The following is a 23589-nucleotide window of genomic DNA, read 5'->3' as shown; positions in this document are numbered from 1 at the left end:
TTATCCTGAACCCTTTATTAAATTTCATCATACTTGAGCAGCATATTCGGAATTTTTTCTTCAAGACTCTTGCGAACTTTACCTTGAATTGCAGTGTCCATTTGGCTGTTTATGCTTGTAATGGTTGATTTGGTTTCTGTAGCAATTTTCTTAGCTGCCTTATTAAAGTTATCTTTTAATTTATTCTTTGCTGATATTGCTAACCTTGCTTCCGTAATGATTCGGTTTCTTTCCATCATTCGATACATTTGTTTCAGTGCATACTGGTATTCTTCATCTGTGTAGTATTCATTCATTGGTGCTTGCATAATCTCTCCTTAGTTTGTGAAATTCTTCGTCTAAATCATTTCTTTGTGTACGAAACTTGTTATCGTATTTTTCTCTCTCGTCTTCGAGTTTAATCCTACGATCTCTGTATACTTGATTCGAAAAGTGTCTCAAATTTTCTATTTCTATAAAGTAGTCTCTAACATCATCAGACGTTGACGAAAATTTTCTCAAAGTATGATACATTTTATCAACTTCTTCGGAAATTAGTTTTTCTAAGTTTGCATTTCGTTCGTCTAGATCAAGGGCTTTGTTATCGAGTTTCTTCTTTTCTTGATAATATCGTTCTTCTAGAGTATACAGTTCTCTCTCTTTCTCTCTAATTTCCTCCCATTTTACATCTTTTCTTTCCATTGTCGAAACTCCTTGGCTAATTGCTTATCTGTTGCTACTGTTTTTTCGATAACTTCCTGTAATTGTTTATCCATATTTTCAAATGCTTGGGCGGAAGCATTCATCTTAGTGGCTGTTGGATTTGTCTCTGCCTGAAACGTATCGATAAACTGTGCTTGAGTGATGCCTTGACTAGCAAAAATGGCATCAACCTCATAGGGAGCTAATGCTGTGTAGCTCGTAAAGTCGATTTTTGACCAAATTTCTTGTAATTCTTGATTGGCTTTTTTGGCTAAGGCGCTCACTTCATCAGCTCCAGTTCTTGCTGCTGTAGCCATAGATGACGATAAGATAGAACCCTGAGCTGCATCTAAGTATATTTCCTCAGAGCTACTAATGCCACCTGATGACCATTTTGACTTCAAGTCCTTGTAATGAGCCATTCCTCGGAGACTGTTGGCATACGCTCGATAAACGCCACTGATTAAGGGTTTCCCTCCTTTGCCATCTACAAGTTGACCAGTTACAGGATCAAACTCCCAGTCACCAATTTTGTGACTAGTTCCGTCAAGCCAATATATGGTATCAGGCATTTCTAAGAAAGACTTATTATACCATTCTGGGTGATTGAAATCATTCCAACGTACTACATCATCATGTTTTCTACGGTAATCTATAAACATTGAAGGATTGCTTTCAATAAATGCTTTTTCTTCCAGTGTGAGTGCACCGTATTTAAACCAAGCATTAAAGGTGGTTGTAGGGATATGGTATTTAGCTCCTACCTTCAGCATGTAGGAACCCTGTGAATAACCGGATAGTTGACTGACTTCGTATCGGGGGTCGTCCATAATCTCTTTTACGAATTTGTCAGCAACCTTATATTGTGGAGATAAATAAGTTTGCCTTGCAATTATGGCACTATTGACGTCGCGTGAGCTGAACATAGTTTTATTCACCGGACTATCAGGGTCAGTTCCTGCCGCAATCACAGCTACATTTTTATAATCTGGTTCGCCGTTCACAATAGGTGCAACCGCCAGTCCATCAAATCCCGTTACTGGGTCAGACTTAGTGGCAACAACACGGAATTCTTGACCATCGGAGGTGGTTATGGTGTTGGTTTCATCCGAAGATAACTTATCATTTGTTTTGGCTACAACTTTCTTTTCAACTTCCCTTTCAGCATATTCAGCATTGACACTATATACATTCTTCCCATGGTTTAATTCATTGAGTTGTTTATCTGTATAATTAAATACCATTAATATTCTCCTTCTGAGCCATCTGAATAAATAATTTTTGTGAGTTTACTAGTCTTACCCCAGTGACTATTTAAAAATTCTCGGTCCTCTTTTCTATTCTCTCTCTCTAAAGATACATCAGAAATACGTTTATCTTTTTTTGAATAATTAATTTTATATTTTATGCTTCTCTCATTAAAATATAGTTCAACTACGCAAGTCCAACTTCCTGGAGGATTTGTGTAGTTTGCATTAGAAAATCTAATTTCTTCAATACCCTCATAACTATCTTTTAAAGTTTCAACCAAACTAACTTCATACTCTCTATTTCGACGCTCTTCTTGAGACTTCCTTAACATACTAAACATAAAAACACCTCCTGCTGTAATGAATGCAACTAACAAAACGATTAGTAGCTTTTTATGACTTTTTTTAATTCCAGAATTGTTCATTTAAGCTTTTCTCCTTTTTCTTATTATACTATAAGATTTGTCTATATTACACTATAATAAGAAAAAATTATTTTAAATCTATCAATCATAGTAGGATTTCCTAGATCCGTTCCCGCAGCAATCACAGCTATACTTTTATAACCCGGTTTGCCGTTTACTATAGGAGCCTACCGCCAAACCATCAAAACCTGTTCCTCGGTGAGACTTAGTCGCAACGACACGGAATTCTTGACCATCGGAGGTGGTTATGGTGTTGATTTCGCCTTTTTTTAACTCGTTATCTGATTTAGCAGTAACAATATTTGTTCGGTTTTCTTTACGCTGTGCGAACTCAGTATTAACACTGTAAACATTCGGACCTTGATTCAATTCATTAAGTTGTTTGTCTGTATACACGTATTTATTCATCATAGCTCCCCTTCTGAACCATTCGAATATTTAACTTTAACTTTTGACTTAGTAGAACCTCGCCTAGAATTTAAAAAATGTTGAAATTCTTCATCATCCTTATTATATACTCCAATCCTAATTTTATTCGAGTTTATATCAAAAGCTAAAACATGTTCTTTAGATGTTCCATCAAAAAATTTTAGTTTCACATCCGCCCCCCAAGCGTCTGAAGGAATTGAGCTGTACGATGGATTCGTAATCGTTACCTCCTCAATCCCTTCATAGGAATTCTTTAAGGCATTAACCAGACTTACTTCATATTCTCTATTTCGACGCTCTTCTTGAGATTTTCCTAACAAATTAAACATAAAAATACCTCCTGCTGTGATAGTTGCGAGTAGAAAAACTATGAATAATGGTTTATAGCTTTTTCTTAATCTATCTTTACTCATTATCATTTCCTCTTTTTCTCAGCATATTCAGCATTGACACTGTATACATTCTTCCCATGCTTTAATTCATTGAGTTGTTGATCTGTATAAGTGAAAACCACTACTGTACTCCTTTTTCTTTATCCGAATAATATATAGTAACTAAAGATGTTGTTTTCCCTTTATGAGAATTCAATATTTCCCACTGGTCGTTTATTTCTTTATTTGTTTTTCCATTAACAAAACCATTATAATTTTCAACGTCATTTAAAGAGTGGCCTACACGGTATTCTATTTTTACTTTATCTGAAAATAGAATATTTACATCACAAGACCAGTCGCCCGGAGGGGTTGTATATTCTGGATTAGAAATTTTGATCTCTTCTATCCCTTCATAGGAATTCTTTAAGGCGTTTACCAAACTAACTTCATACTCTCTATTTCGACGCTCTTCTTGGGATTTCCCTAACATACTAAACATAAAAACACCTCCTAATGTGATGAATATGAATAGTAAAACTATGAATAATGGTTTATAGCTTTTTCTTAATCTGTTTTTACTCATTGTTATTTCCATTCCTCTCAGCATAATCAGCATTGACACTATATACATTCTTCCCATGCTTTAATTCATTGAGTTGTTTATCAGTATAACTAAATGCCATTATTGCTCTCCTTCGTCATTATTAGAATAAGTTACCCTAATTTTCGAAGCAGTTTTACCCTTGTTTTCATTTAAAAATTGTCGATCTTTTACTCTATTTTCCCATTCCAATGAAGTATCTGTTATTTCTTCAGTGTCTAGAGAATATCCAACACCATACTTAATTTTTTCTTCATGTTTAAATTTGATTTCTAGATCACAAGACCACGAACCAGGAGGGCTTGTGTACTCTGGATTGGAAATTTTAATCTCCTCAATCCCTTTGTAGGAATTCTTTAACGAATTAACCAGACTCACTTCGTACTCTCTATTTCGACGTTCTTCTTGAGATTTTCCTAGCATACTAAACATAAAAATAGCTCCTGCTGTGATGGTTGCGAGTAACAAAATGATTAGTATTCTTGTATAACTTTTTTTAATTCCAGAATTATTCATTTATGCTTTTCTCCTTTTTCTTATTATACAATATTCTAATCATTCTTTACAAAGTAGGGGGGGAAAAATCATACTATATACTGAAAATCAGATTTCTAATTCTTAAAAAACCAAATCTTTTTTGATTTGGTTTTTTAAGAATTATATTTAATTTTATTTATACCGATTATACTCATCTTTTTTATGTACTACCATGTAGCAGGATACCAAGATGACGAAAATTTTGATTAGGTAGGTTTCGTATCGATCAATATCTATGGTTAGCTGAGACAAGACGTTAATGATCGAATGTGTCATAACGCAAATCCAGAGATTCTTTGTTTTGATATAAAGAGCTGAGAGTATGAAAGAATTCGTCATCAATCCAAATAAAAACGGTAGAGTTTGCAGTGTTGCTAGGGAGCCGTCAATTTAAAAGAACAACAGATGCCAAATTGCCCGGCTGAAAAATGTTAGGATTGTTGAGTGAAAATACGGCAGCTTCTCTTGTAAAATTGGTTGAAAGACATATCGCCATCCAATCTCTTCTATACCACCAAAGAAAAGAAATTTGAAGAACATCAAAAATGGGAGATACCAGCTAAATTCTACTATTTTCCCACCAAACATTAGAAAAGAAAAATCAAGGATAATTAGGGAAAAAGATAATAAATAGTGTTTATAACTGGTATGAATGTTAAAAAAATCGTTAACGATCTTCTTAAAAGGAATATGAAAATAGTGATTTGCAACAATGATTCCCCAAAGTGCTGAAGAAATGCCACCTAGAAAGATTCCTAAAATAGATAATAGATTGGAATGAATAGAAAAATGATTCAAGAGAAAGAAAAGGAGGCAAACTGATGCTATTTGGCTAAATGTGCCTAGCAAATATACTGCAATTGCCTTATTTCTTTTCATAGAGAATCCTTTCAATAATATTTTACGTAAAATAAATTATGTAAAAAGAACTTATAACAACAAATCTTTGACTTTTCCAATTTCACTTTTTGGAATCACTAGGTGAATCATATCACCCAGATACATTCTAGTTGAGCCGTTAACGGTTTGGCTTTTGCCATTATGGACTTGGGTGGTGATGAGTACGTTATGTGGCAAGTTGAGCTCGTGAACCTGTTTTCCTGCTATTTTATCTGATACAGGGATTTCAATGAGGGTGACTTCTCCTTCATCTGTCGCTTCTTCTGGCAGCATTTTTTCGAGCATGGCCTCATAGACTGGAGCACCCTTGAGCAGATCCATAACAATGTAGGCGACTAAGGTCACTAAGCCAAGTGGCATGAGGTTTCGAATGTCCCCTACCATCTCAGTAACAAGTATCATAGCGGTTAAGGGAGCCTTGGAAATTGCCCCAAAGTAGCCACTCATTCCCAGAATGACAAATATAGGGAATTGTTCCTGACTGACAAGCCCAAGATTGACACAAATGACACCAACTAGGGCACCAAGTAAGGAACCGAGCGCCAAAATGGGTAGGAAAATTCCTCCTGGGAGGCCACTTCCATAGCTAATCATGCTCCAAACAAAGCGAATCAAAAAGTAAGCTAATAGAACTTGGAAACTAAAATTTTGCTCAGTTAGGGAAAGAACCAGCTGATTTCCACCACCAAGGATTTGTGGCAAGAAAATCCCGACTGGTATGATAAGGATAAAGGCTAGGATTGGATAATAAGCTTTATCCAAATGAATTTTTTGACCAATCCAGTCATAAACTTTGCTGACATTTAGTACAGCCTTCTCATAAAGAAAACCTGATAATCCGAGAAAAATACCCATGAAAAGATATATCCAATACTGATCTAGAGTCATGAGAGGGATATTGTCAGGCATATCCAGTACGGGCGTTAGGCCAAATATGAGTAGAGAGACAAAGTTTGCTACAATGCTGGCTGCTAGAGTGGAGACCCAGAAAAATCTTGAAAAGTGATGATAGACTTCTTCTATAACAAAGAGGAGACCTGCAATTGGTGCATTAAAGGCAGCTGCTAATCCTGCTGCAGCGCCACTAGCAATCAAGGATCGTTCCTCTACTGGACTGGATTTGAGCCACTTGGCTATACCTTTACCACCAACTGCTCCAAGTTGAATACTTGGCCCTTCCCGACCTAGCATAAGGCCACTGGCAATAGCAAGAATACCTAGAATATATTTCTTCCAGAGAACACTCCACCAATTAAGCGACATAAGTCCTTTTAATTCAGCCTCAACTTGTGGGATTCCTGATCCTTTGATATCTTTCTCTGAGCGAGTTAATTTAGCACTGAGCCAGCAGATGAGTATGTAAAATAGAACAAGGACAAAAAGATTGCGCACTAGGTGCGCTTGATCTTGATAGAGGCCTTGTATCAGGTGGAAGCCTTTTTCGATTAAGAAACGAAAGGATCCGACGATTAGCCCGACAACTAGCCCGACGATGATTCCTCGCCCAACTTGGGATAATATGGTGCTTGAGGCAAAGGCAAATTCTTTCTTGGACCGGAGTATTTCTGACTGTTCCTCCATAATCATTTCCTCCAACTTAACTTTCTTTATTTGCTGAAACTAGTGATTTTATCGGTTCAAAACTGGTTCGATGAATTGGGGTAACTCCTAGTTTTTCGAGTCCTTCTAAGTGTTTTGCCGTTCCATATCCAGCATTGGCAGCGAAATCATATCCAGGATACTGGTTGTCGTAATCCTTCATTAAATTATCCCGTGTCACTTTGGCAACTATAGACGCGGCTGCGATAGAGAGCGACTTAGCATCTCCCTTGATAATTGCTGTTTGGGAAATTGGTAAATCAAGTTGCATGGCATCAATCAAGAGGTGCTCAGGTTGGGGACTGAGCTGAGAGATTGCCTCTTTCATAGCAAGCTTGGTTGCTTCATAGATATTGGCTTGGTCAATGACTTGATTATCCATGATTCCAATGCCGATTGATAAAGCTTGGTCTTGAACGGCTTGAAAAATTTCCCAATGTTTCTTTTTAGGGATTTTTTTGCTATCGTTAAGGCCTCTAATTTTACAATTTTTAGGTAAGATTACCGCTGCTGCGACTACAGGTCCAGCAAGAGGACCTCGGCCGACCTCGTCAACGCCTGCTATTAAGGTTAATCCTTGTTTATAAAGCTCTTTTTCATAGGAAAGCATAGATTCCAATCGAAGGTCTTCAGCCAGTTCTGCCTGAATGCTTTTTCTACGCTTGCTGATTTCCTTTTGAACTCCAGTTCGGCTATCTTTTTCCAGCTCAAGAAAAAGGGGATTGTCTAGGTCTTTGACAGTAGCAAGAAGTTCTCTGATTTCTTTAATCGTCGTCATCGATGTCGTCCAATGTATCTAAGGTATAGTTACCGAGCTTTCCATCGCGGACTTCTTTCACGAAGAGACTGTAAAAACGGTCGTAGTCGTCTCGGAAACCAAGAGCACGCGTCATATCCATGATGATTACAGGAGCTTCTTCTTCAATTTTCATTTGTTTGAAGCGTTCAGCGAGTTTTTCTGGATAATGTTTTTTGAAATAATTGAGACCAAAAATGGTCACTTCATCCATTGGAAGCAACTGGTCCTTAATAGCTCCAGTTAGGGCTAGTTTAAGTGCGACAGTATCATCTTCAAACTTAGGCCAGAGAATCCCTGGTGTGTCTAAGATTTCAAGGTCTTTATTGGTTTTAAGCCATTGTTGTCCCTTGGTAACACCTGGTTTATTACCGACTACCGCAATTTTTTTTCCAGCCAAACGATTCATCAGGGTTGATTTACCAGCGTTTGGAATTCCAATAATCATGGTCCGCAAGGTTGCAATCTTGATACCGCGTTCTTTCTGGCGTGCAATCTTATCAGCCATGAGCTTTTTGGCTGCATCAGTCACAACTTTCACAGTAACTTGCTCTTTGGAATTGATGACCAGTGTTTGAATTCCCTGTGATTCAAAATACTGACGCCATTCTTTTGTCATTGCTGGATCAGCTAGGTCTGCCTTGTTTAAAATCAATAGTTTGGGTTTATCACCCACAATCTTATTCAACATGGGGTTTTGACTAGATAAAGGTAGACGTGCATCTACCAAAATCGTCACAAAATCAACAAATTTTAAATTCTCCTGAACTTGTCGCCGAGCCTTAGACATGTGGCCCGGAAACCATTGAATAGTCGCCATAATATTTTCCCCTTCCGACTAAAAAAACGTAATAAAACGTTTTCTTTCTTACCACCTATTCTATCATAAATTAGGTGCTTTTGCACAGGCTTTGACTGAAATAAAATCATACTATAATACATAATTTAATTTATGTATTATAGTGTTTACTTGACTCAATCCGCTGTTTGGTATATACTTTGTATATACAGTTTCGTGGAGGTAGAGTGATGAATACGGTAAAGACTCGGAAGGTGGGAAATTCTCTCACAGTGACCATTCCTAAAAATTTGGGTATGGCAGAAGGTCAAGAAATGGTTGTCTACAAAGGGATTGACGGTGTCATTGTCCTGGCTCCGAAACTAAATGATCCTTTTGATGGGATTACTGATTTAAGAATGACAAATGATTTTGAAGGAGTAAGGTCACTTGATAGCGAAATGTGATTATATTCCTGAAAAACAAGATATCATTTGGCTAGACTTTGATCCATCAGTTGGTCGGGAAATTCAAAAACGGCGGCCTGCCTTGGTTGTGTCTAGGAGAGAATATGCTTTGCAAACTGGTTTTGTGGCTGTCTGTCCTATCACCCATGGTCAGCAGCATTTAGCAGAAAAAGGCCTGCTCGTTCCTGTCTCGTCGGATAAGGTAGATGGTGCTGTCAACCCATTTCAACTGTATACCTTTGATTTTCGGATGCGCAATGCTCAAAAAATAACAAGAATGGACACACAGTGTTTTCAGAAAGTCGTCCAACTTTACCAGTACATCTTTGGAGATACATAAATCCTACCATGCATAAACAAGGTAGGATTTTTCTATATGAGCAATCTATCTAAAAAAGGGTGAAGGCAGTTGGTCAAAATCCCTCTAATCCAAGTTGATTGAGCTGAAGATAGGTGGTCCGTTTCTAGACATTCTTTTAGAAAATTCCTCACCTGATCTGGAGCAATTTCAAACTCAAAGGCCTTCATCTTGTAGAAAAAGTCGATTAAATGCTCAGACATGTAATCCTCTGAAAAGTGCACTTCTCCAGTTTTTCGATATTCTAGTAAGAGTCGGGAGAATCTGGTTTTTTCATCAGGCAAATCACGAAAATAAGAATTAAGAATCCAAGTCTGCTTCTGCTTTCTCCCGAGAGGATCTTGATTCGCAATTCTCTGGTCTTTTTCCAGCTCTTTCTGATCTTGCTTTGCCTTGAGAGTACGTTCTTCTCTATTCTTTCCAAAAAGAATTTTTTCCCACTTTCGTTCTTCTTGTGTGAGAGTTTCTGTAAAGCCGAAGTAATCTTGATAAGCTCGTTCAGCGGGCCCCATGGCAAGGATGAGATTGTCAGCGTATTGTTTGGCAATTTTATCTCTTTTCTTACGTTCTTTCTCTGCCTGAATCCGTAAATGCTGCTCGTAGTCGATTTTCTCCTTGCCTAGCTTTACAAGGTATAGTTGGTCGTCGGTCTTACCAAGTAAAAAAGGTTTGATACACTTTTCCAGCACTTCTTCCATACGAGCCTTCTTCTTTGGCTCTGCCTTGGTCCAACTTCCGCCTTGAAAGACTTCTAAGAAAAGCTGGTAGTCTCTCTCAGGTGTGAATTGATTGCCACGATTGGCTTTGAAAACACCTTTTTCCCAAAACCATTTTAGAAGTCGTTCGTCAAAGTCACTTTTATTGACCTTGATTTTTTCCTTTTTCTTGCCTTTTTTAGTCAGATTTTCCAGCTTTCTGAGAAGTTTTTCTTCCTCTTCTAGTTGCTGGTCAAGACTTAATCGATGAAAATGGCGAACACAGTCACTGCCGATAGGAAAGAGACGTTGTCCTGTAACATTGTTAAAGAGTTCGTAAGCGTACTTAATGGCATTTCCGCAGATACAATTGCTACGGCCAATGCCATTAAAAATCAAGGAAACTTCATTCCATTCCTTGGTAGCTTGATCCCAAGTATTTGCTTGCGAAGCTTGTAAAACTGCGTCATGCAGGGATTTTCTAACTGGAAGTGGCATGAGGTCTCCTTTCTAGATTATACTTTTACAACTTGAACCTCGTCTTTACCGAGTAAAATCAAGTATTTTTCAATATTGTCAATCGAATAGGCTCGTGATAAAGCTTCTCCGTAGAGGGCTAACTGCCCACGATAGCGGGCTATGAGTTGACTTGGTTCATCATAGCGGTCTGTCTTATAGTCAAAAAGAACGATACGATTCTCGAAAAGCAGATATCCATCAAGGATACCACGGACAACAAAATCTTCCTGACTCTTTTGGTCTCGTTTGAGCATGGAGAAAGGTTGCTCTCGATAGAGATGATTTGTGTTAGCGAGAATCTCCTGACCAAGTGGTGTGTCAAAGAAAGCTAGGATTTTCGCAAGATTGATCTTGTCTCTGACAGCTGGACTCGTTTGAACTTGTTTGAGAGTATCTTTCAGGCTAGCAAGTGTTGGTTGCTGACTGAGGTCAATTCGCTGCATGAGTTCGTGGGTTGCACTACCAATCTCCGCTCCAGTTACCTTTTCTTTAGTTGAAAAATCTGGTAAATCGAAGCTGATATGTTTCTCTGGTGATTTGATTTGGTTAGCAATTTGAACACCTTCCATATCCATAACCGGTTCATAGAATTTCTTGATTTGGCTAGGAGTTTGGACACTAGGGAGTTCAATAGCCGCATGGTGCAGAGTATTATAGACTTCTACTTCTTTTAGCATTTCAAGGGCTTCTTTGATGATTTCTGACTGACGATTGTCTGCTTGAGAGCTATCTTGTAGAGGACTCTTATTTTCCAATTGACCAATAGCTTCTCTGGTCAGCTGGTCTTCACCAACAAAACGATAGCTAAAGTTGAGATTTTCCTTGGCAAATACTTTAGTGATAGCCCAGATCCAATCTTGGAAATTCCTTGCTTGAAGTCTGGTATTTTTATCTAGTTTTCCGTTTTCAGATGCTGGATATTCCTTGGCTTCCAGCTTTTCACGAGAGCCCTTACCGACAAGATAAAACTTTTTCTCAGCCCGTGTCATGGCAACATACAGCAGACGCATCTGCTCTGAATAGCTAGCCAGTTTCAGTTCTTCTTCATTCTGCGTATAAGTAAGGCTAGGAATGGAGAGTTTAATGGTTTTAGGATAGTGTGCTTCTACTGCTCCTGTTTCCACCTTGGCAATGTATTTGACACCAAGCCCATTCTGCCGACTGAGAATAACATCAGACATTGAGTCTTGCTTATTAAAATCTTGATCCATGTTGAGGATAAAGACATAAGGAAACTCCAGTCCTTTACTCTTGTGAATGGTCATGAGTTCTACTGCGTCTTTAGGCGGTGCGACGGCCACGCTTGCAAGATCATGCTGTGCTTCCAAAACCTGATCAATCATACGAATGAAACGAGACAAGCCCTTGAAATTACTCTTTTCAAACTGGTCTGCTCTCAAAGCTAAGGCATAGAGGTTGGCTTGTCTGGCAGGACCGTTAGGCAAGGCTCCGACATAATCATAGTAAAAACGATCGTTGTATATCTTCCAAATCAAGTCATAGAGGGAGTGGGTTTTGGCATATAAGCGCCAAGAATCCAAGATATCCATGAATTGGATTAGTTTTTCCGCTAAAGCTGAGTGAATTAATTCTTTACTCTCGGTTTCCTGTTTTTGAGCATTAATCAGTTTCTCATAAAGATTCTCTTGGACTTTATCAGCTGCTTTCTGAAGGGAGAAACGTGCTAACTCGTCCTCATCAAAGCTAAACATTGGAGACTTCATAAGCGCAACCAAGGCATAGTCTTGCAGGGGATTGTGAATAACACGAAGAGTGTCTAGCATGACTTGCACTTCTAGAGATTGGAGGTAATTGTTTTGTTCTCCATCTGTTTTTACAGGAATCCCGTACTCAGACAGAGCTAGGAGTATCTGGTCATTACGACTGCGACTGGAAGTCAAAAGGGCAATTTCCTTAAAGGCCACACCTTTCTCTTGATGGAGCTTTAGGATTTCCTTGATGACTAAGCGCATTTCACCTGTGAGTTTCGTATCTGTCTGACCCTCTTCTTCCTCTTGCCCACTGTCGTCCTTATCGTAGAGGAGAAATTCTGCTTTGTTCTCAGGGTTGGGAGTTAGTTTGGTATTGGCAAAAACAAGCTGGTGCATGCTATCATAGTTGATTTCTCCGACTTCTTGGTCCATGAGCCGTTCAAAGACATGGTTGGTTGCCGATAGCACTTCTGAACTACTGCGGAAATTTTCTTTAAGAAGAATCAACTTGCCTTCTTGGGGATTTTTCGCATAGCGTTGGAACTTCTCATTAAAAATCTGTGGATCTGCCTGACGGAAACGGTAGATGGACTGCTTGATATCTCCTACCATAAAGCGATTATGACCATTTGACAGCAATTCCAGCATCCGTTCTTGAATGTGGTTGGTATCCTGATACTCATCGACCATGACTTCGTGAAATCGCTCCTGATAAGCCTCACGGACATGTAGGAAATTCTCTAAAATTTCAATGGTGTAATGGCTGATATCAGCAAATTCAAAGGCATTTTCCTGGCGTTTACGCTCACGATAAGCCTCCACAAAATCACTAATAAAGTTTTGGAAAGTTTTAGCTAGCTCCCAAATGTCTCCATGATAACGCTCTTGATAGTCAAGAATCGTTACCTGATCAGCTAGCTGTCCAAGTTTTGCAAACTGGGATTTTCTCTCCTCGTTATAAGCATCTGCAAGTGGCTTCAAATCAGCCTTTCGACTAGAGTTAGCTAGAGCCCGACCATTTTTCTCCTTTGAGATGGCGACAACACGAACAAGCACTTCTTGATAAGCCTGACTATCAGACTCGTGATTTAAGGAGCTAATTTCATCCAAAACATCTTGAATAGCTTCTAAATAGGCAGCTTTGGGGAACTCTTTGGCATCATTATCTAGATGATAACGGAAAAAGCTTTCCAAATCCCAAAGCGCCTGCTTGATTTGCTCAGTCAGTTTTTCTTTTTCACTGGTAAAATCAGCCTCTTCAAAGCCTTTGAGGAAAGATTCACTTAGCCATTTCTGAGGGCTGCTAGTAGATTGTAAAAAGTCATAAATTTTGTAGACTTGCTGACGCAGACCACGTTCATCCTTGCCTCTCCCAGCAAAGTTCTTCACCAAACGACTAAATTTCTCTTTATTTTCATCTTGATAATGCTCTTCAAACACCTGATGAAAAACTTCGTTTTTTAAGATTAACTGTTCACTTTCATTTTGTAGAATACTAAAATTGGGTGCAATATCAATCAGATAGCCATGTTTGCCGAGGAATTTTTGTGTGAAGGAATCCATGGTTCCGATGGCCGCGTTTGGCAGATCTGCCAACTGACGTCCCAAGTGTTGTTTAAGATCAACATCATCGGTTTCTTGGATTTGCTGGCTGATTTTTTTCTCCAAGCGTTCCTTGAGTTCAGTCGCAGCCTTAACGGTAAAGGTTGAGATAAAGAGTTGACTGATTTCCACACCACGTTCCAATTGGTCCAGAATGCGCTCTGCCATGACAAAGGTTTTCCCAGAACCAGCAGATGCTGAGACTAGGATGTTCTGACCCGCAGTATAAATCGCTTCGATTTGCTCGGCTGTTTTCTTCTGTTCCTTGCTCGAACTCGCTTCTGCTACTTGCAGTTTTTGAATCTCTTCCTCAGTTAAGAAGGAAATAGGCTTCATCGATTCAACTCCTCTCTCATTTTTTCAAACCATGCTTGCTTGAGTTTTTCTCCGACCAGACGCTTGCCATCAGCAGCTAGGTCTAACTTTTCTAGGAAACGAGCTTGACCCAAATGGTAATTGGCTTCAAATCCTGTAATGGCTTGATGTTGCTGGACGTATGGGGCAATACTTCTTCCGTTCTCTGTGTATGGATTGATAGCGAACTGGCCTTCTAAAATCTTCTCAGCTGCTTTCTTGTAAAGATGGGCATTATAGTCTAGTAAGAGCTGGAACTCCTCATCAGTCAGCTGGTTGGCCTTATTTTTATTGTAAAACTCACCCAAATGACTGCTTTCTTTTTCTAAAAAGATCCCTTGGTATTTCATTGACTTGCTGGCTTCTACTACTGCACCTGCTAAACTCTTAACGGTCAGCAGAGATTGAACAGGATCAGCCATTTCCAAGTACATGGCGCCGAAAAAGTTCTGCTCCCCTTCTCCTTTAAGAGCAGCAAGATAGGTTGGCAGTTGGGAATTAAGCCCATTAAAGAAATGAGGAAACTGGAACTGAGTCAAACTAGACTTGTAGTCTACCACCCCTAGTGCTCCATCGGCTTTCAGGCGATCAATGCGGTCAACCTTACCTCGCACAAAAACACTACGGCCATTATCCAAATGGATAAATGCTTGGTCTTTGCTACCAAATGTTGCTTCTTCTTGGATGGTTTCGATGGCTGGATTATGACGTAGGATGTGGCCAGTGGTCCGCGCGACATCTAGAAGAACTTCCTTGGTAAACTGGGCTTCCAAACTTTCTTGATAAATGGCTTCAAATTCCCGTTCCTGACTGGTTTCTTGAATAGCTTGCTCCAGACGTTGGTCAAACGGATTCTCAGAAGGCAATTTCAAGGTACGTTCAAAAATACGGTGCAAGAAATTTCCGTGACTGCGAGCATCTGGGCGCAGGCGCAATTCTTCCTGCAAACCAAGGACATAACGGAGGAAATAACTATATTCATTGCGGTAAAACTCCGTCAAACCAGAGGTAGACAGGTAAAACTCCTTGTCAGCTGGATAGAGAGCTTGCAAGGTATCCTTTGCTAATGGCTTGCTGCTTGGGCTGGTTGGTAGGGCAGGATTGGCAAGGCCTTTTTGGTCAAGTTTTTTCCCCATGACACGCGCTAAGACCGTGACGAAAGTTAAATTTTGTTCATTTTCACTAGAAGCAGCTTGCTGATGATAGGCAACGAGACTAGACAAGAGACTGTGATAAGAACCCATATCTTCTTTGCTAAGATTTTTATGGTTCATTCTCTTTTCTCTTCGGCTAAATCCAAAACTTACCAATTCATGAAGATAGGCAGATTCCTTGCTCTCGTTTTCATTGAGAAGAGTTGGTGCTGACAAAATCAACTGCTTACGGGCAGCATTGACTAAAGAAATCATGGTATAGCGATTTTTCTTGAGGTTTTCACTGCTTGCAATCAGCAATCGTGCTCCTTCTTCTGTCGCTTGGTTTAGGCTTTGCCTTTCTTCATCTGTTAAAAGGCTTGTATTTTGAGCGATTTTTGGCAAATGATCCTGAGTGAGTCCAATGGCATAGACAAAGTCAGCGGTCAGAGGGGCAATCAAATCATAACTCTGCACCAGAACTGTGTCCACTGTCGCTGGAATAGTGCGATACTGAGATAAAGTCATCCCTGAGTGGAGCAAGGCTAGGAAGTCCTCCAAACTAACTTGTGAACCATCAAAAACGGTCGCAAATTGTTCTAAAACATGGCAGAAAGTTTTCCAAACTTCTTCCTGTCTTTCCTGCTCTAGAGTTTCCATAGTAGCTGTCAATTCTTGCATCTGCTTGCTTAAAGCAGCATTTTTTAGAAAAGTATTCCACTTTTGCAAGAGATTTTCAGTCTTTTGCTTCCGACTGGCAAATAAGGTTTCAAGTGGTACCAAAACTCGCAGACGAAGAGAATTTAAACGCTCTAAATCAAATTTTCCATGGTGGGACTTTGTGAAGGTCTGCTGAAAAGCTGGCAAGCCATTGATGCCAAGATAGCGGAGATATTGCTCAAAAGCATCAATATCCGCTTGGCTAAGGTCAGTATACAGACCAGTTCTGAGGAGATTAATCAAATCTTCCTGACGGAAACGGTAGCGTTTCAAACGTAAAATAGACTCGACATACTGAGTCAAAGGGTGGTGAGCCATGGATTCACTTCTACCTAGATAGAAAGGAATCTGGTACTGGTCAAAAATGGTTTTCAGTGATAACTGGTAAGAAGCCACATCCCCTAAGAGAATGCGAAAATTTTTGTAACTCAGATCTGGATGGTCATGTAATTTCTGACGAATGCTACGGGCTACTAATTCCAACTCCTCTTTTTGCGTCAAACAAGACCAGATTTGCAGATTTTCACGGTCCTTCTCATCAACATCTAAAGCGAGTTCTGAAAAGTCATAAGAAGACTCCAGCAAACGAGAGGCCTTGTCAAAACTATCCATTTTCTCATGTGTCTGAGAACGATCCTGAGCAGGTGTTTGGTATTTTGCCCCCAAATGATGAAGAAATTCCACACTGGCTTGGTAGAGATTCCCTTCAGTGAACGGACTGATATAGGCTTTCTTGCTTGCATAAGCCCCAATAACAATCTCGACACCTTTTCGATGGAGCAGATCCACCACATGTTCTTCCTCAGCAGAAAAACGGGTAAATCCGTCAATGACCAAGGCAGTCTGACTGAAATCACTACTTACCTTGTCATTCTCAATAGCCTCAATCAAATGGGACAACTGACTTCCCTGAGCCAACTGACCTTGATTAAGATAGGCAGTCACTTTCTCAAAAATCAAGAGTAAGTCTGCCCGCTTGTCCTCATCTGTCAAACTTTCCAAGTCCAAAAAGCTCATCTGAGCAGTCGTCATCTCATGATAAAGTTCAACCAACTGCTGGATAAATTGAGGATCCTGCTTTATAGCACCATAAACACGCAAGTCCTTGGGATCTAGTTCCGCAAGACATTTATAAAAAGCCATCCCAAGACCGATGTCATCTAGACTCGTCTTAGCTGGCAAATCATTTAAAACCAGGTAACGAGCCATTTGAGCAAAGCGCGTGACGGTAATCGCAAAAGAAGCCTGCTGGGACAAGCATTCCAGCACGGCGCGTTCCTTTTCAAATGAAAGAGAGTTGGGGGCGATGTAGAAAACTCGCTTGCCTGCAGCAACTAGTTCTTCTGCCTCTCTCGTTAAAATTTCAGTCAAAGAAGTCCGAATATCAGTATAAAGTAATTTCATCTCAGCCTCGTTTGGTTTATCAAAGTTTCTTACTCTATTATAGCAAAGTTCGCTTCACAGTCCAAATCCAAAATTCTAGTTGACAATCATTTAATTAGCAAATCAATCATCCTTCATCATCCACTTTCATATGCTGAAAGATATAGAGGAAAAAGTCTTTGGAAACTTCAAAATGTCCATAACGAAGTCGAGAAGTATAGTCTTTCCATTCAGAATGTTGTCTAGCTATTTCTATGGAGCAATCTTTGACTGGTTGATAATACTCAACATTTCGTCTAAAGGGAAAGAATCCTTCAAATTGCTCTACTTGATAGGCCTTGTCGTCTATAATTTTACCTACGGCCACAAAAGCCTGTAACTTGTCTTGAGCGTTCATATCGTATTTTGGGCTATAGTATAAAAGATAGTCACCTTTTTTCATACGATTTAAGGGGCCGCCCTTTCCATGACAGACCTGACAAAAATTTCCCTCAACTCCTCTTAAAACATGGTTCTTCGAAACAACTCCTACCCAATATCTAGGCATTTTTATCCTCCAACTCTACTAAAAAGCGATTAAAAACTTCTCTATCGTTAGATAGTTTTTCAAAAAATTCTTCATCAACACCTTCTACTAAAGGTAAAGCTTGATTGACCTTATCCGCGCCAGAATTCGTCACTGAGACCAGTTTTGCCCGACTATCCTTTGGGTGTTGATCGCGTCTGATGTAGTCTTTCTTCTCCAGTAGTCTAACAATCTGGGAAACCGTCATGACATCCATTCCAGTGAACCGAGCAATATCAACTTGCGTTACATATTCCTCTCTATTAGACTGAAACAAAAGCGAAGTTAAAACGATAAACTGGGGCAAAGTGAGTCCAACTGATTTCAAGACTCTTTTTAAGTTGCTTTCCCATTTGTTGTAGACTTTGATGAACAGAAGACCTGTAGACTCTGTTTCATCGTTTTTATAAATTGAATTAAACTGATATTGTGGCATTTTTTCTCCTTAAATATTAAGTATACATATTATATAAGATTTTATTTTCTTTTTCAAGAAAAGGAAAGCCAAATGTTACAATTCTGTCAGACATTTCATAGTCTATATGCTATAATAAAAGCAAAACACCTAGAAAAGGAAGTCTTATGATTAAACTACTAGCCTTGGATATGGACGGAACCCTCCTCAATGAAGCCAAGGAAATTCCGCAAGCCCACATCACTGCCATTCACCAAGCCATTGAAAAAGGTGTCAAACTGGTTCTCTGTACAGGTCGCCCGCTTTTCGGTGTCCTTCCCTACTATAAAAAACTAGGACTGGACCTCCAGAATGAGTATGTCATTGTCAATAATGGTTGTTCAACTCACCAGACCAGTGACTGGAGTCTAGTTGACTGGCAAGAACTCAGTCCAGCCGACATTGAATACCTTTATGACCTAGCAGAAAAAAGCGACGTCCAGTTAACTCTTTTTGATGAGAAACATTATTTTGTCCTCGGTGGCAATCCTAATCAAATTGTTCAAAATGATGCCAAGCTCGTCTTCTCAGACCTAACTGAAATTTCCCTTGAGGATGCGACTAGTGGCAAGTATCGGATGTTCCAAGGCATGTTTTTAGGAACAAAAGAGCAAACAGACGATTTTGAGCAGCGGTTCGCTAAGGAACTCTGCCAACGATTTAGCGGCGTTCGTTCACAGCCTGTCATTTACGAAGCCATGCCACTTGGAACAACAAAGGCTACTGCTCTTTCTCGACTAGCAGCGATTTTGAAGATCGAGCCCTCAGAAATTATGGCCATGGGCGATGCCAATAACGATTTCGAAATGCTTCAGTTTGCAGGACTTGGCATTGCTATGGGAAATGCCAGCGACCATGTAAAATCCCTTGCTAATGACGTTACAGCAAGCAATGAAGAAGAAGGCGTTGCGCGTGCGATTGAGAAGTATATTTTATAATTTAGAAGCCCAGTTCATATCAACTGGGTTTTGTTTTTTAAGAATCACAAAACTTTAGAAACTCTTTAGAATTACTTGAGCTTTCTTTGATTTCTATACCTTATACTAAAGTTAGAAAAATAAATCAAAAGGAGAAAATCATGAAAACAGTACTCGAAATTCATGGACTGACCAAACAATTTGGTAACCAAGCTATTCTTCAAGATCTTAGTCTAACCATAAAAGAGGGAGATATTTATGGTCTAATCGGAAAAAATGGAGCAGGTAAAACTACTCTTATTAAAATCATTACACAATTATTGTTTGCTGACAAAGGTACAGTTTCCCTCTTTTCTAGCAAAGAACAAAATGAGTGGACCAAGGCATTATCTCGAGTTGGTTCTGTTATCGAATCACCTGTAGCTCATAATCACTTAACAGCCTATCAAAATCTGAAATATTATTGTATGATACGTCATATTCCAAATGCTGATAAGGTGATTCAGGAGACCTTGGACTATGTTGGCTTGTCAGATACAGGGAAAAAAGTCTTTCGTGATTTCTCACTAGGAATGAAACAAAGGCTTGGCATTGCTATTGCCCTCCTATCCAAACCTGATTTCCTGATTCTTGATGAACCTATTAACGGTCTCGACCCAATTGGAATCAAAGAATTTCGTCTCATGATCCAGCGGCTCAATCAAGAAAAAGGCATAACCATCCTCGTCTCTAGCCATATCTTGTCAGAACTCTATCTCTTAGCTAATCGCTTTGGTATTCTGGATCAAGGTAAGATTATCCGTGAAATTAGTAAAGCTGAGTTTGAAACACTGAGTGAGGATTATATTGTGCTTAAAACAAGCGATAAAGAAAGAGCTTGTCAGGTATTGAAAGAACAAATCCAGCTCCAGTTTAAGGTTGTCAATCCTGAAAATGAAATCCATATCTTTGGTAATGAACAAGATGTCAAACAGATTCTTAAGCAACTAACTTTGTCCGATGTTACTATTGATGAGATTTACTTTGCCCGTCAAAACCTAGAAGAATACTTCACCCAATTGGTAGAATAGGAGAAAAATCATGATACATACCATTCAAGCAGATTTTTACCGTCTTTTCCGCTCTAAAGGATTCTGGATTACAGAATTCATTCTCTTTGTACTTATGTTACTGGGTGCTACTATTGGCGCTACAGGGCATCTAATGTCAGTTCAGGCAGCACCACCTGAGCTTCCTACCCATGGTTGGAATGGGATTGAAGCTCTAATCAACGCGTCAAATAACGGCTCAAACCTCGTTTTCCTCTGTATTATTCTAGTATGTTTAGTTCTTGGGGTCGATCTAATCGGCAAGCTTTATAAAAATAGTTTGACAGTCGGTGTTTCTCGTACAGAATTTTTCCTTGCTAAATTCTTTGTTCTAGCAAGTATCGCTCTCTTACAACTCATCACCAGTCTTGTGATTGCCTTTATTCCCGCGACTCTACTAAATGGACTTGGTACGATACCTGATGGTTTTGTTACTAATCTCCTCTTGACGATTTCCCTTCAATTTCTATGCCTACTCGCTTGGCTTTCGATTGTCTCCTTTATTCTCTACCTAACTCATTCTTATCTTGCCGTATTTATTGGTTATCTGATTAGCTCTATCGTCCTTTCTATTCCAATTCTTGTTTTCCCAGACATTGAAATTCTACGATATTTAATTCTAGATTTTGCCTATGCTATGACTACTAATAGTCAAGCTATTCTCTATACCATCACGGTTTGCGTAACAGTCATACTTTTCTTCTCTTTCAGTGGACTGATTATTTTCAAGAAGAAAAGTCTATAAAAAAATGACCTCCTCTAGTCTACAGAGGAGGTTTCTTTTCGTTAAAAATAAATAAAGACTGAAAACCATTCTTCATTAGTGGATAGCTTCATATCCACTCCAAGAAGATGAACCAATTCCTCGGTAATATAGAGACCTAAACCAGAGGATTCTTCTGTGTCTGATAGATTTTCAGAATAAAAACGATTGCTGAGATTATTTATATTCTTGATAGGTTTTTTGACAAGGTTATCAATTTCCAAAACAAGCCTATTGTCTTCCTTTTTCAAAGAAAGTCGAGCCTTCTCCTTGCCGTGCTTGAGAACATTTCCAAGGAGGTTTTGTATAATTCGATCAAGCAAGTCCTCATCAGTCATCGTTTTCAATCCTGGTTCAACATTAAAATCCAGAACAATATGTGAAGATTGAAAAACGTCGTAATAAGCTAAAGTCTTTTTCGTTATAAAAGTTGATAAATCAAGTTCTTCCAGTTTCGGTTTGACTGCTCCTTCCATCAAATGACGGTATTCAAGGAGGGCCTCCAACCGTTTGGAAACCAAATCCTGATGATGGGCTATTTTACTTAAAGTTTCCTGACTATTATCGGGGTGTTTTATTAGTTGCTGAGTATATCCTGAAGCGATTGTCAAAGGTGTCCGAATATCATGAGCGATATTACTGATCGCCATATCTAGAGTGTGTTTTTCACGCTTCATGATTAGCTGGTTTTGCTCCACTTCTTGAAATAGATTCTCAATTTGGTTATGTAGACGCAAAATGGTCTTTGAAAAGAAATTTACACCGATCCTCTTCATGCTACCAGAGCGAATCTTTTCTTCGATTTGTCTGCTTAAATCTTTAATTGCTATATGATAGCGGATCAAAGAAATCGCCAAAATAATGTTAGTAAGGAGTAATATTGATATCAAAATGTAAATCATTATTTGTCTCCTTTTAATCGAACACCAACTCCCCAAATGGTTTCAATATACTCATGATTTGGATCCAGTTGATGCAGTTTTTTACGGAGATTGCTTAGATGGGTGTTGAGCGTATTGTCTCCAGGCAGGTAACTTTCTTCCCAAATCAATTCATAGAGCTCTTCTTTGGTGAAGATCTTTTTAGGATGCTGGAGCAACATTTGGAGAATCTGGCACTCTTTCTTTGCAAGGCGAATGATTTCAGTAGAATTGCTTATTTCAAAACTATCCGCATCGAACTGGATATTTTTAAAGTTTTGTACGAGGTTATCAATTTCTCTTCGATCTCCTGACTGATGTTCACCACTTTGGCGTAATTGAACAGTGACTCTGGCAAAGACTTCGTCCAAATCAAAAGGTTTTACTACATAATCATTGGCACCATCTAAGAGATATTGGCTGATGAGCTTTTTATCACCTAAAGCAGTAAGCATGATGACCGGAGTCTGACTCGTTTGTCGAATAGCTTGCAAGACTTGGTCGCCATTTTTCCCAGGGAGCATGATATCTAGCAGAACGAGATCAATGCCACCTTTGTCAAATTGCATGATACCTTCTGTCCCAGAAAATGCTTGAATCACCTCGTGTTCCTCTGCAAGAAGGGTTCTTAAGATTTCCTGGATTTCATTATTATCTTCAACTACAAGTATGCTCGCCATAAACCTCGTCCTTTCTAAAACTATTATAACATGTTTTGTTGGGAATTCCAGATACAGAAAAGCTCCTCTCACATTTTAAGCAAGAAGGAGCTAATGAATATTGAATCTACTTAACCAAATAAGCAATCAGGGTAATAATCCATAGATGAGCTGGGTAGAAAATATAAAAGAAATATTTACTCCAACTAGTTTCTTTTCCTCGCTGTCCATTATACAAGGCCATAAAAGGAAAGACGGTGATAAAGAGCCAGTCAGAATTGAAAAGCATCATTTCCAGCGTTTGGTGCCAAGTGTCGTAAATTTGGATGGAAGTCACTAACAGAAAGGCCCACAGAAAGGCATAAAGGAGATTTCGCAAGCCCTTGCGATTTCGACAAGAGTAACTAATCAACAGAAATGGTAGCATGGTGATACCACCCTCAGTAAAAAGACAACCGAAAATCAAGAGACCAGCAAGCCCAATCCGACGCCACAACTTCTCTTTTTTATCCAGCTCTTTTCTGGGAAAACCAATCCAAAGCATGGTGACACCGATGGCCAAAGTAAAGAAAATATTATTAGTGACCATTACTCCTTTGGATGCAAATAGGGCATTGAGAAGGCTATTTCCAGCAAACATGATAAGCGCCCAACTCCAAAGGCGGATGAGATAGTCTCTCAGGTTTCGAGTATGGATGAATCCTTCCATAGCCATATATGCAAACCAAACTCCCACACAACGGGTCAAGGCGTGAAAGATACCTTCCCACAAAGGAGAAACGATTCCGGTGATATGAGGGATATGGTCCAGAACCATTACTGCCGCCATCAGATACTTCAACTGCGTTGCATTCCATTTTTTCATAATAAACCTCTTTCTTTTTGATCTACATAGAGTATAGCATACATT

The 23589-nt window shown here is 39.2% G+C and carries 24 protein-coding genes and 1 pseudogene; 5 read left to right on the top strand and 20 right to left on the bottom strand.

Annotated features, from left to right (window positions below; genetic code table 11):
• Positions 1 to 17: 17 nt before the first annotated feature.
• The 12 genes and pseudogenes from B7709_RS08270 to ylqF all read right to left on the bottom strand — a co-directional run bounded on the left by B7709_RS08270 (position 18) and on the right by ylqF (position 8412).
• Complete coding sequence (locus tag B7709_RS08270) at positions 18 to 308, bottom strand: hypothetical protein (RefSeq protein ID WP_084972407.1); 291 nt, start codon at positions 306 to 308, stop codon at positions 18 to 20.
• On the bottom strand, positions 289 to 681 hold the full coding sequence (locus B7709_RS08265) for a hypothetical protein (RefSeq protein WP_084972406.1): 393 nt from the start codon (positions 679 to 681) through the stop codon (positions 289 to 291). The genes B7709_RS08270 and B7709_RS08265 overlap by 20 nt, the downstream gene beginning before the upstream one ends.
• Positions 663 to 1925 (bottom strand): hypothetical protein, encoded by a 1263-nt coding sequence (locus B7709_RS08260; protein WP_000231743.1) that lies wholly within the window; start codon positions 1923 to 1925, stop codon positions 663 to 665. The genes B7709_RS08265 and B7709_RS08260 overlap by 19 nt, the downstream gene beginning before the upstream one ends.
• Positions 1925 to 2356: a hypothetical protein gene (locus B7709_RS08255; protein WP_065371786.1), complete on the bottom strand. Its 432-nt coding sequence runs from the start codon at positions 2354 to 2356 to the stop codon at positions 1925 to 1927. Before B7709_RS08255 ends, B7709_RS08260 begins: the two co-directional genes overlap by 1 nt.
• A gap of 135 nt (positions 2357 to 2491) precedes the next feature.
• On the bottom strand, positions 2492 to 2767 hold the full coding sequence (locus tag B7709_RS08250; RefSeq protein WP_225901730.1) for a hypothetical protein: 276 nt from the start codon (positions 2765 to 2767) through the stop codon (positions 2492 to 2494).
• On the bottom strand, positions 2764 to 3204 hold the full coding sequence (locus tag B7709_RS08245; RefSeq protein ID WP_373270672.1) for a hypothetical protein: 441 nt from the start codon (positions 3202 to 3204) through the stop codon (positions 2764 to 2766). Before B7709_RS08245 ends, B7709_RS08250 begins: the two co-directional genes overlap by 4 nt.
• Positions 3205 to 3298: 94 nt before the next feature.
• Positions 3299 to 3742 (bottom strand): hypothetical protein, encoded by a 444-nt coding sequence (locus B7709_RS08240; RefSeq protein WP_164497056.1) that lies wholly within the window; start codon positions 3740 to 3742, stop codon positions 3299 to 3301.
• 99 nt (positions 3743 to 3841) lie between these two features.
• The gene (locus B7709_RS08235; protein ID WP_084972405.1) at positions 3842 to 4276 is read right to left on the bottom strand and encodes a hypothetical protein; all 435 of its coding nucleotides are present in this window, start codon (positions 4274 to 4276) and stop codon (positions 3842 to 3844) included.
• Between the two features lie 153 nt (positions 4277 to 4429).
• Positions 4430 to 5176 (bottom strand): annotated as a pseudogene (locus B7709_RS08230) (CPBP family intramembrane glutamic endopeptidase).
• Between the two features lie 51 nt (positions 5177 to 5227).
• Positions 5228 to 6778, bottom strand: a complete 1551-nt coding sequence (locus tag B7709_RS08225) for a ClC family H(+)/Cl(-) exchange transporter (protein WP_084972404.1) — start codon at positions 6776 to 6778, stop codon at positions 5228 to 5230.
• Between the two features lie 16 nt (positions 6779 to 6794).
• Positions 6795 to 7574 carry a ribonuclease HII gene (locus B7709_RS08220; protein ID WP_084972403.1) on the bottom strand — a complete coding sequence of 260 codons (780 nt, stop codon included), beginning with the start codon at positions 7572 to 7574 and terminating at the stop codon, positions 6795 to 6797.
• Positions 7561 to 8412, bottom strand: coding sequence for a ribosome biogenesis GTPase YlqF (gene ylqF / locus B7709_RS08215; protein WP_084972402.1), 852 nt, complete (start codon positions 8410 to 8412; stop codon positions 7561 to 7563). The genes B7709_RS08220 and ylqF overlap by 14 nt, the downstream gene beginning before the upstream one ends.
• Before the next feature lie 209 nt (positions 8413 to 8621).
• On the opposite strand from ylqF, the gene mazE reads away from it, so the two are divergent.
• Complete coding sequence (gene mazE / locus B7709_RS08210; protein WP_084972401.1) at positions 8622 to 8837, top strand: type II toxin-antitoxin system PemI/MazE family antitoxin; 216 nt, start codon at positions 8622 to 8624, stop codon at positions 8835 to 8837.
• Entirely contained in the window at positions 8821 to 9177 is a 357-nt protein-coding gene (locus tag B7709_RS08205) for a type II toxin-antitoxin system PemK/MazF family toxin (protein ID WP_084972400.1), read from the top strand. The genes mazE and B7709_RS08205 overlap by 17 nt, the downstream gene beginning before the upstream one ends.
• A 32-nt stretch (positions 9178 to 9209) precedes the next feature.
• On the opposite strand, the gene B7709_RS08200 is transcribed toward B7709_RS08205, so the two are convergent.
• The 5 genes from B7709_RS08200 to B7709_RS08180 form a co-directional block, all read right to left on the bottom strand.
• Positions 9210 to 10388: a hypothetical protein gene (locus B7709_RS08200; protein ID WP_084972399.1), complete on the bottom strand. Its 1179-nt coding sequence runs from the start codon at positions 10386 to 10388 to the stop codon at positions 9210 to 9212.
• Positions 10389 to 10405: 17 nt separating this feature from the next.
• Entirely contained in the window at positions 10406 to 14059 is a 3654-nt protein-coding gene (gene addA, locus B7709_RS08195; RefSeq protein ID WP_084972398.1) for a helicase-exonuclease AddAB subunit AddA, read from the bottom strand.
• Positions 14056 to 17334 carry an ATP-dependent nuclease subunit B gene (gene rexB, locus B7709_RS08190; RefSeq protein ID WP_084972397.1) on the bottom strand — a complete coding sequence of 1093 codons (3279 nt, stop codon included), beginning with the start codon at positions 17332 to 17334 and terminating at the stop codon, positions 14056 to 14058. The genes addA and rexB overlap by 4 nt, the downstream gene beginning before the upstream one ends.
• A gap of 106 nt (positions 17335 to 17440) precedes the next feature.
• Complete coding sequence (locus tag B7709_RS08185) at positions 17441 to 17860, bottom strand: EVE domain-containing protein (protein ID WP_084972396.1); 420 nt, start codon at positions 17858 to 17860, stop codon at positions 17441 to 17443.
• Entirely contained in the window at positions 17853 to 18314 is a 462-nt protein-coding gene (locus B7709_RS08180; protein WP_084972395.1) for a MarR family winged helix-turn-helix transcriptional regulator, read from the bottom strand. The genes B7709_RS08185 and B7709_RS08180 overlap by 8 nt, the downstream gene beginning before the upstream one ends.
• Positions 18315 to 18460: 146 nt before the next feature.
• Between B7709_RS08180 and B7709_RS08175 the strand changes: the two genes are divergently transcribed.
• The 3 genes from B7709_RS08175 to B7709_RS08165 all read left to right on the top strand — a co-directional run bounded on the left by B7709_RS08175 (position 18461) and on the right by B7709_RS08165 (position 21082).
• Positions 18461 to 19270, top strand: coding sequence for a Cof-type HAD-IIB family hydrolase (locus tag B7709_RS08175; RefSeq protein ID WP_084972394.1), 810 nt, complete (start codon positions 18461 to 18463; stop codon positions 19268 to 19270).
• 140 nt (positions 19271 to 19410) lie between these two features.
• Positions 19411 to 20319 carry an ABC transporter ATP-binding protein gene (locus tag B7709_RS08170; protein ID WP_084972393.1) on the top strand — a complete coding sequence of 303 codons (909 nt, stop codon included), beginning with the start codon at positions 19411 to 19413 and terminating at the stop codon, positions 20317 to 20319.
• A gap of 10 nt (positions 20320 to 20329) precedes the next feature.
• Complete coding sequence (locus B7709_RS08165) at positions 20330 to 21082, top strand: ABC transporter permease (RefSeq protein ID WP_000581970.1); 753 nt, start codon at positions 20330 to 20332, stop codon at positions 21080 to 21082.
• 41 nt (positions 21083 to 21123) lie between these two features.
• On the opposite strand, the gene B7709_RS08160 is transcribed toward B7709_RS08165, so the two are convergent.
• The 3 genes from B7709_RS08160 to B7709_RS08150 form a co-directional block, all read right to left on the bottom strand.
• A complete protein-coding gene (locus tag B7709_RS08160) occupies positions 21124 to 22002 on the bottom strand; it encodes a sensor histidine kinase (RefSeq protein WP_084972392.1) in 879 nt (292 codons plus the stop codon).
• Positions 22002 to 22700, bottom strand: a complete 699-nt coding sequence (locus B7709_RS08155; protein WP_084972391.1) for a response regulator transcription factor — start codon at positions 22698 to 22700, stop codon at positions 22002 to 22004. Before B7709_RS08155 ends, B7709_RS08160 begins: the two co-directional genes overlap by 1 nt.
• Before the next feature lie 106 nt (positions 22701 to 22806).
• Complete coding sequence (locus tag B7709_RS08150) at positions 22807 to 23544, bottom strand: TraX family protein (protein WP_084883117.1); 738 nt, start codon at positions 23542 to 23544, stop codon at positions 22807 to 22809.
• Positions 23545 to 23589 lie beyond the last annotated feature (45 nt).

This window comes from Streptococcus oralis subsp. dentisani, from assembly GCF_002096335.1.
Taxonomy (GTDB): domain Bacteria; phylum Bacillota; class Bacilli; order Lactobacillales; family Streptococcaceae; genus Streptococcus; species Streptococcus oralis_Z.
The sequence above is the reverse complement of the archived record's forward strand: the minus strand, read 5'-3'. Positions and strand labels throughout refer to the sequence as shown.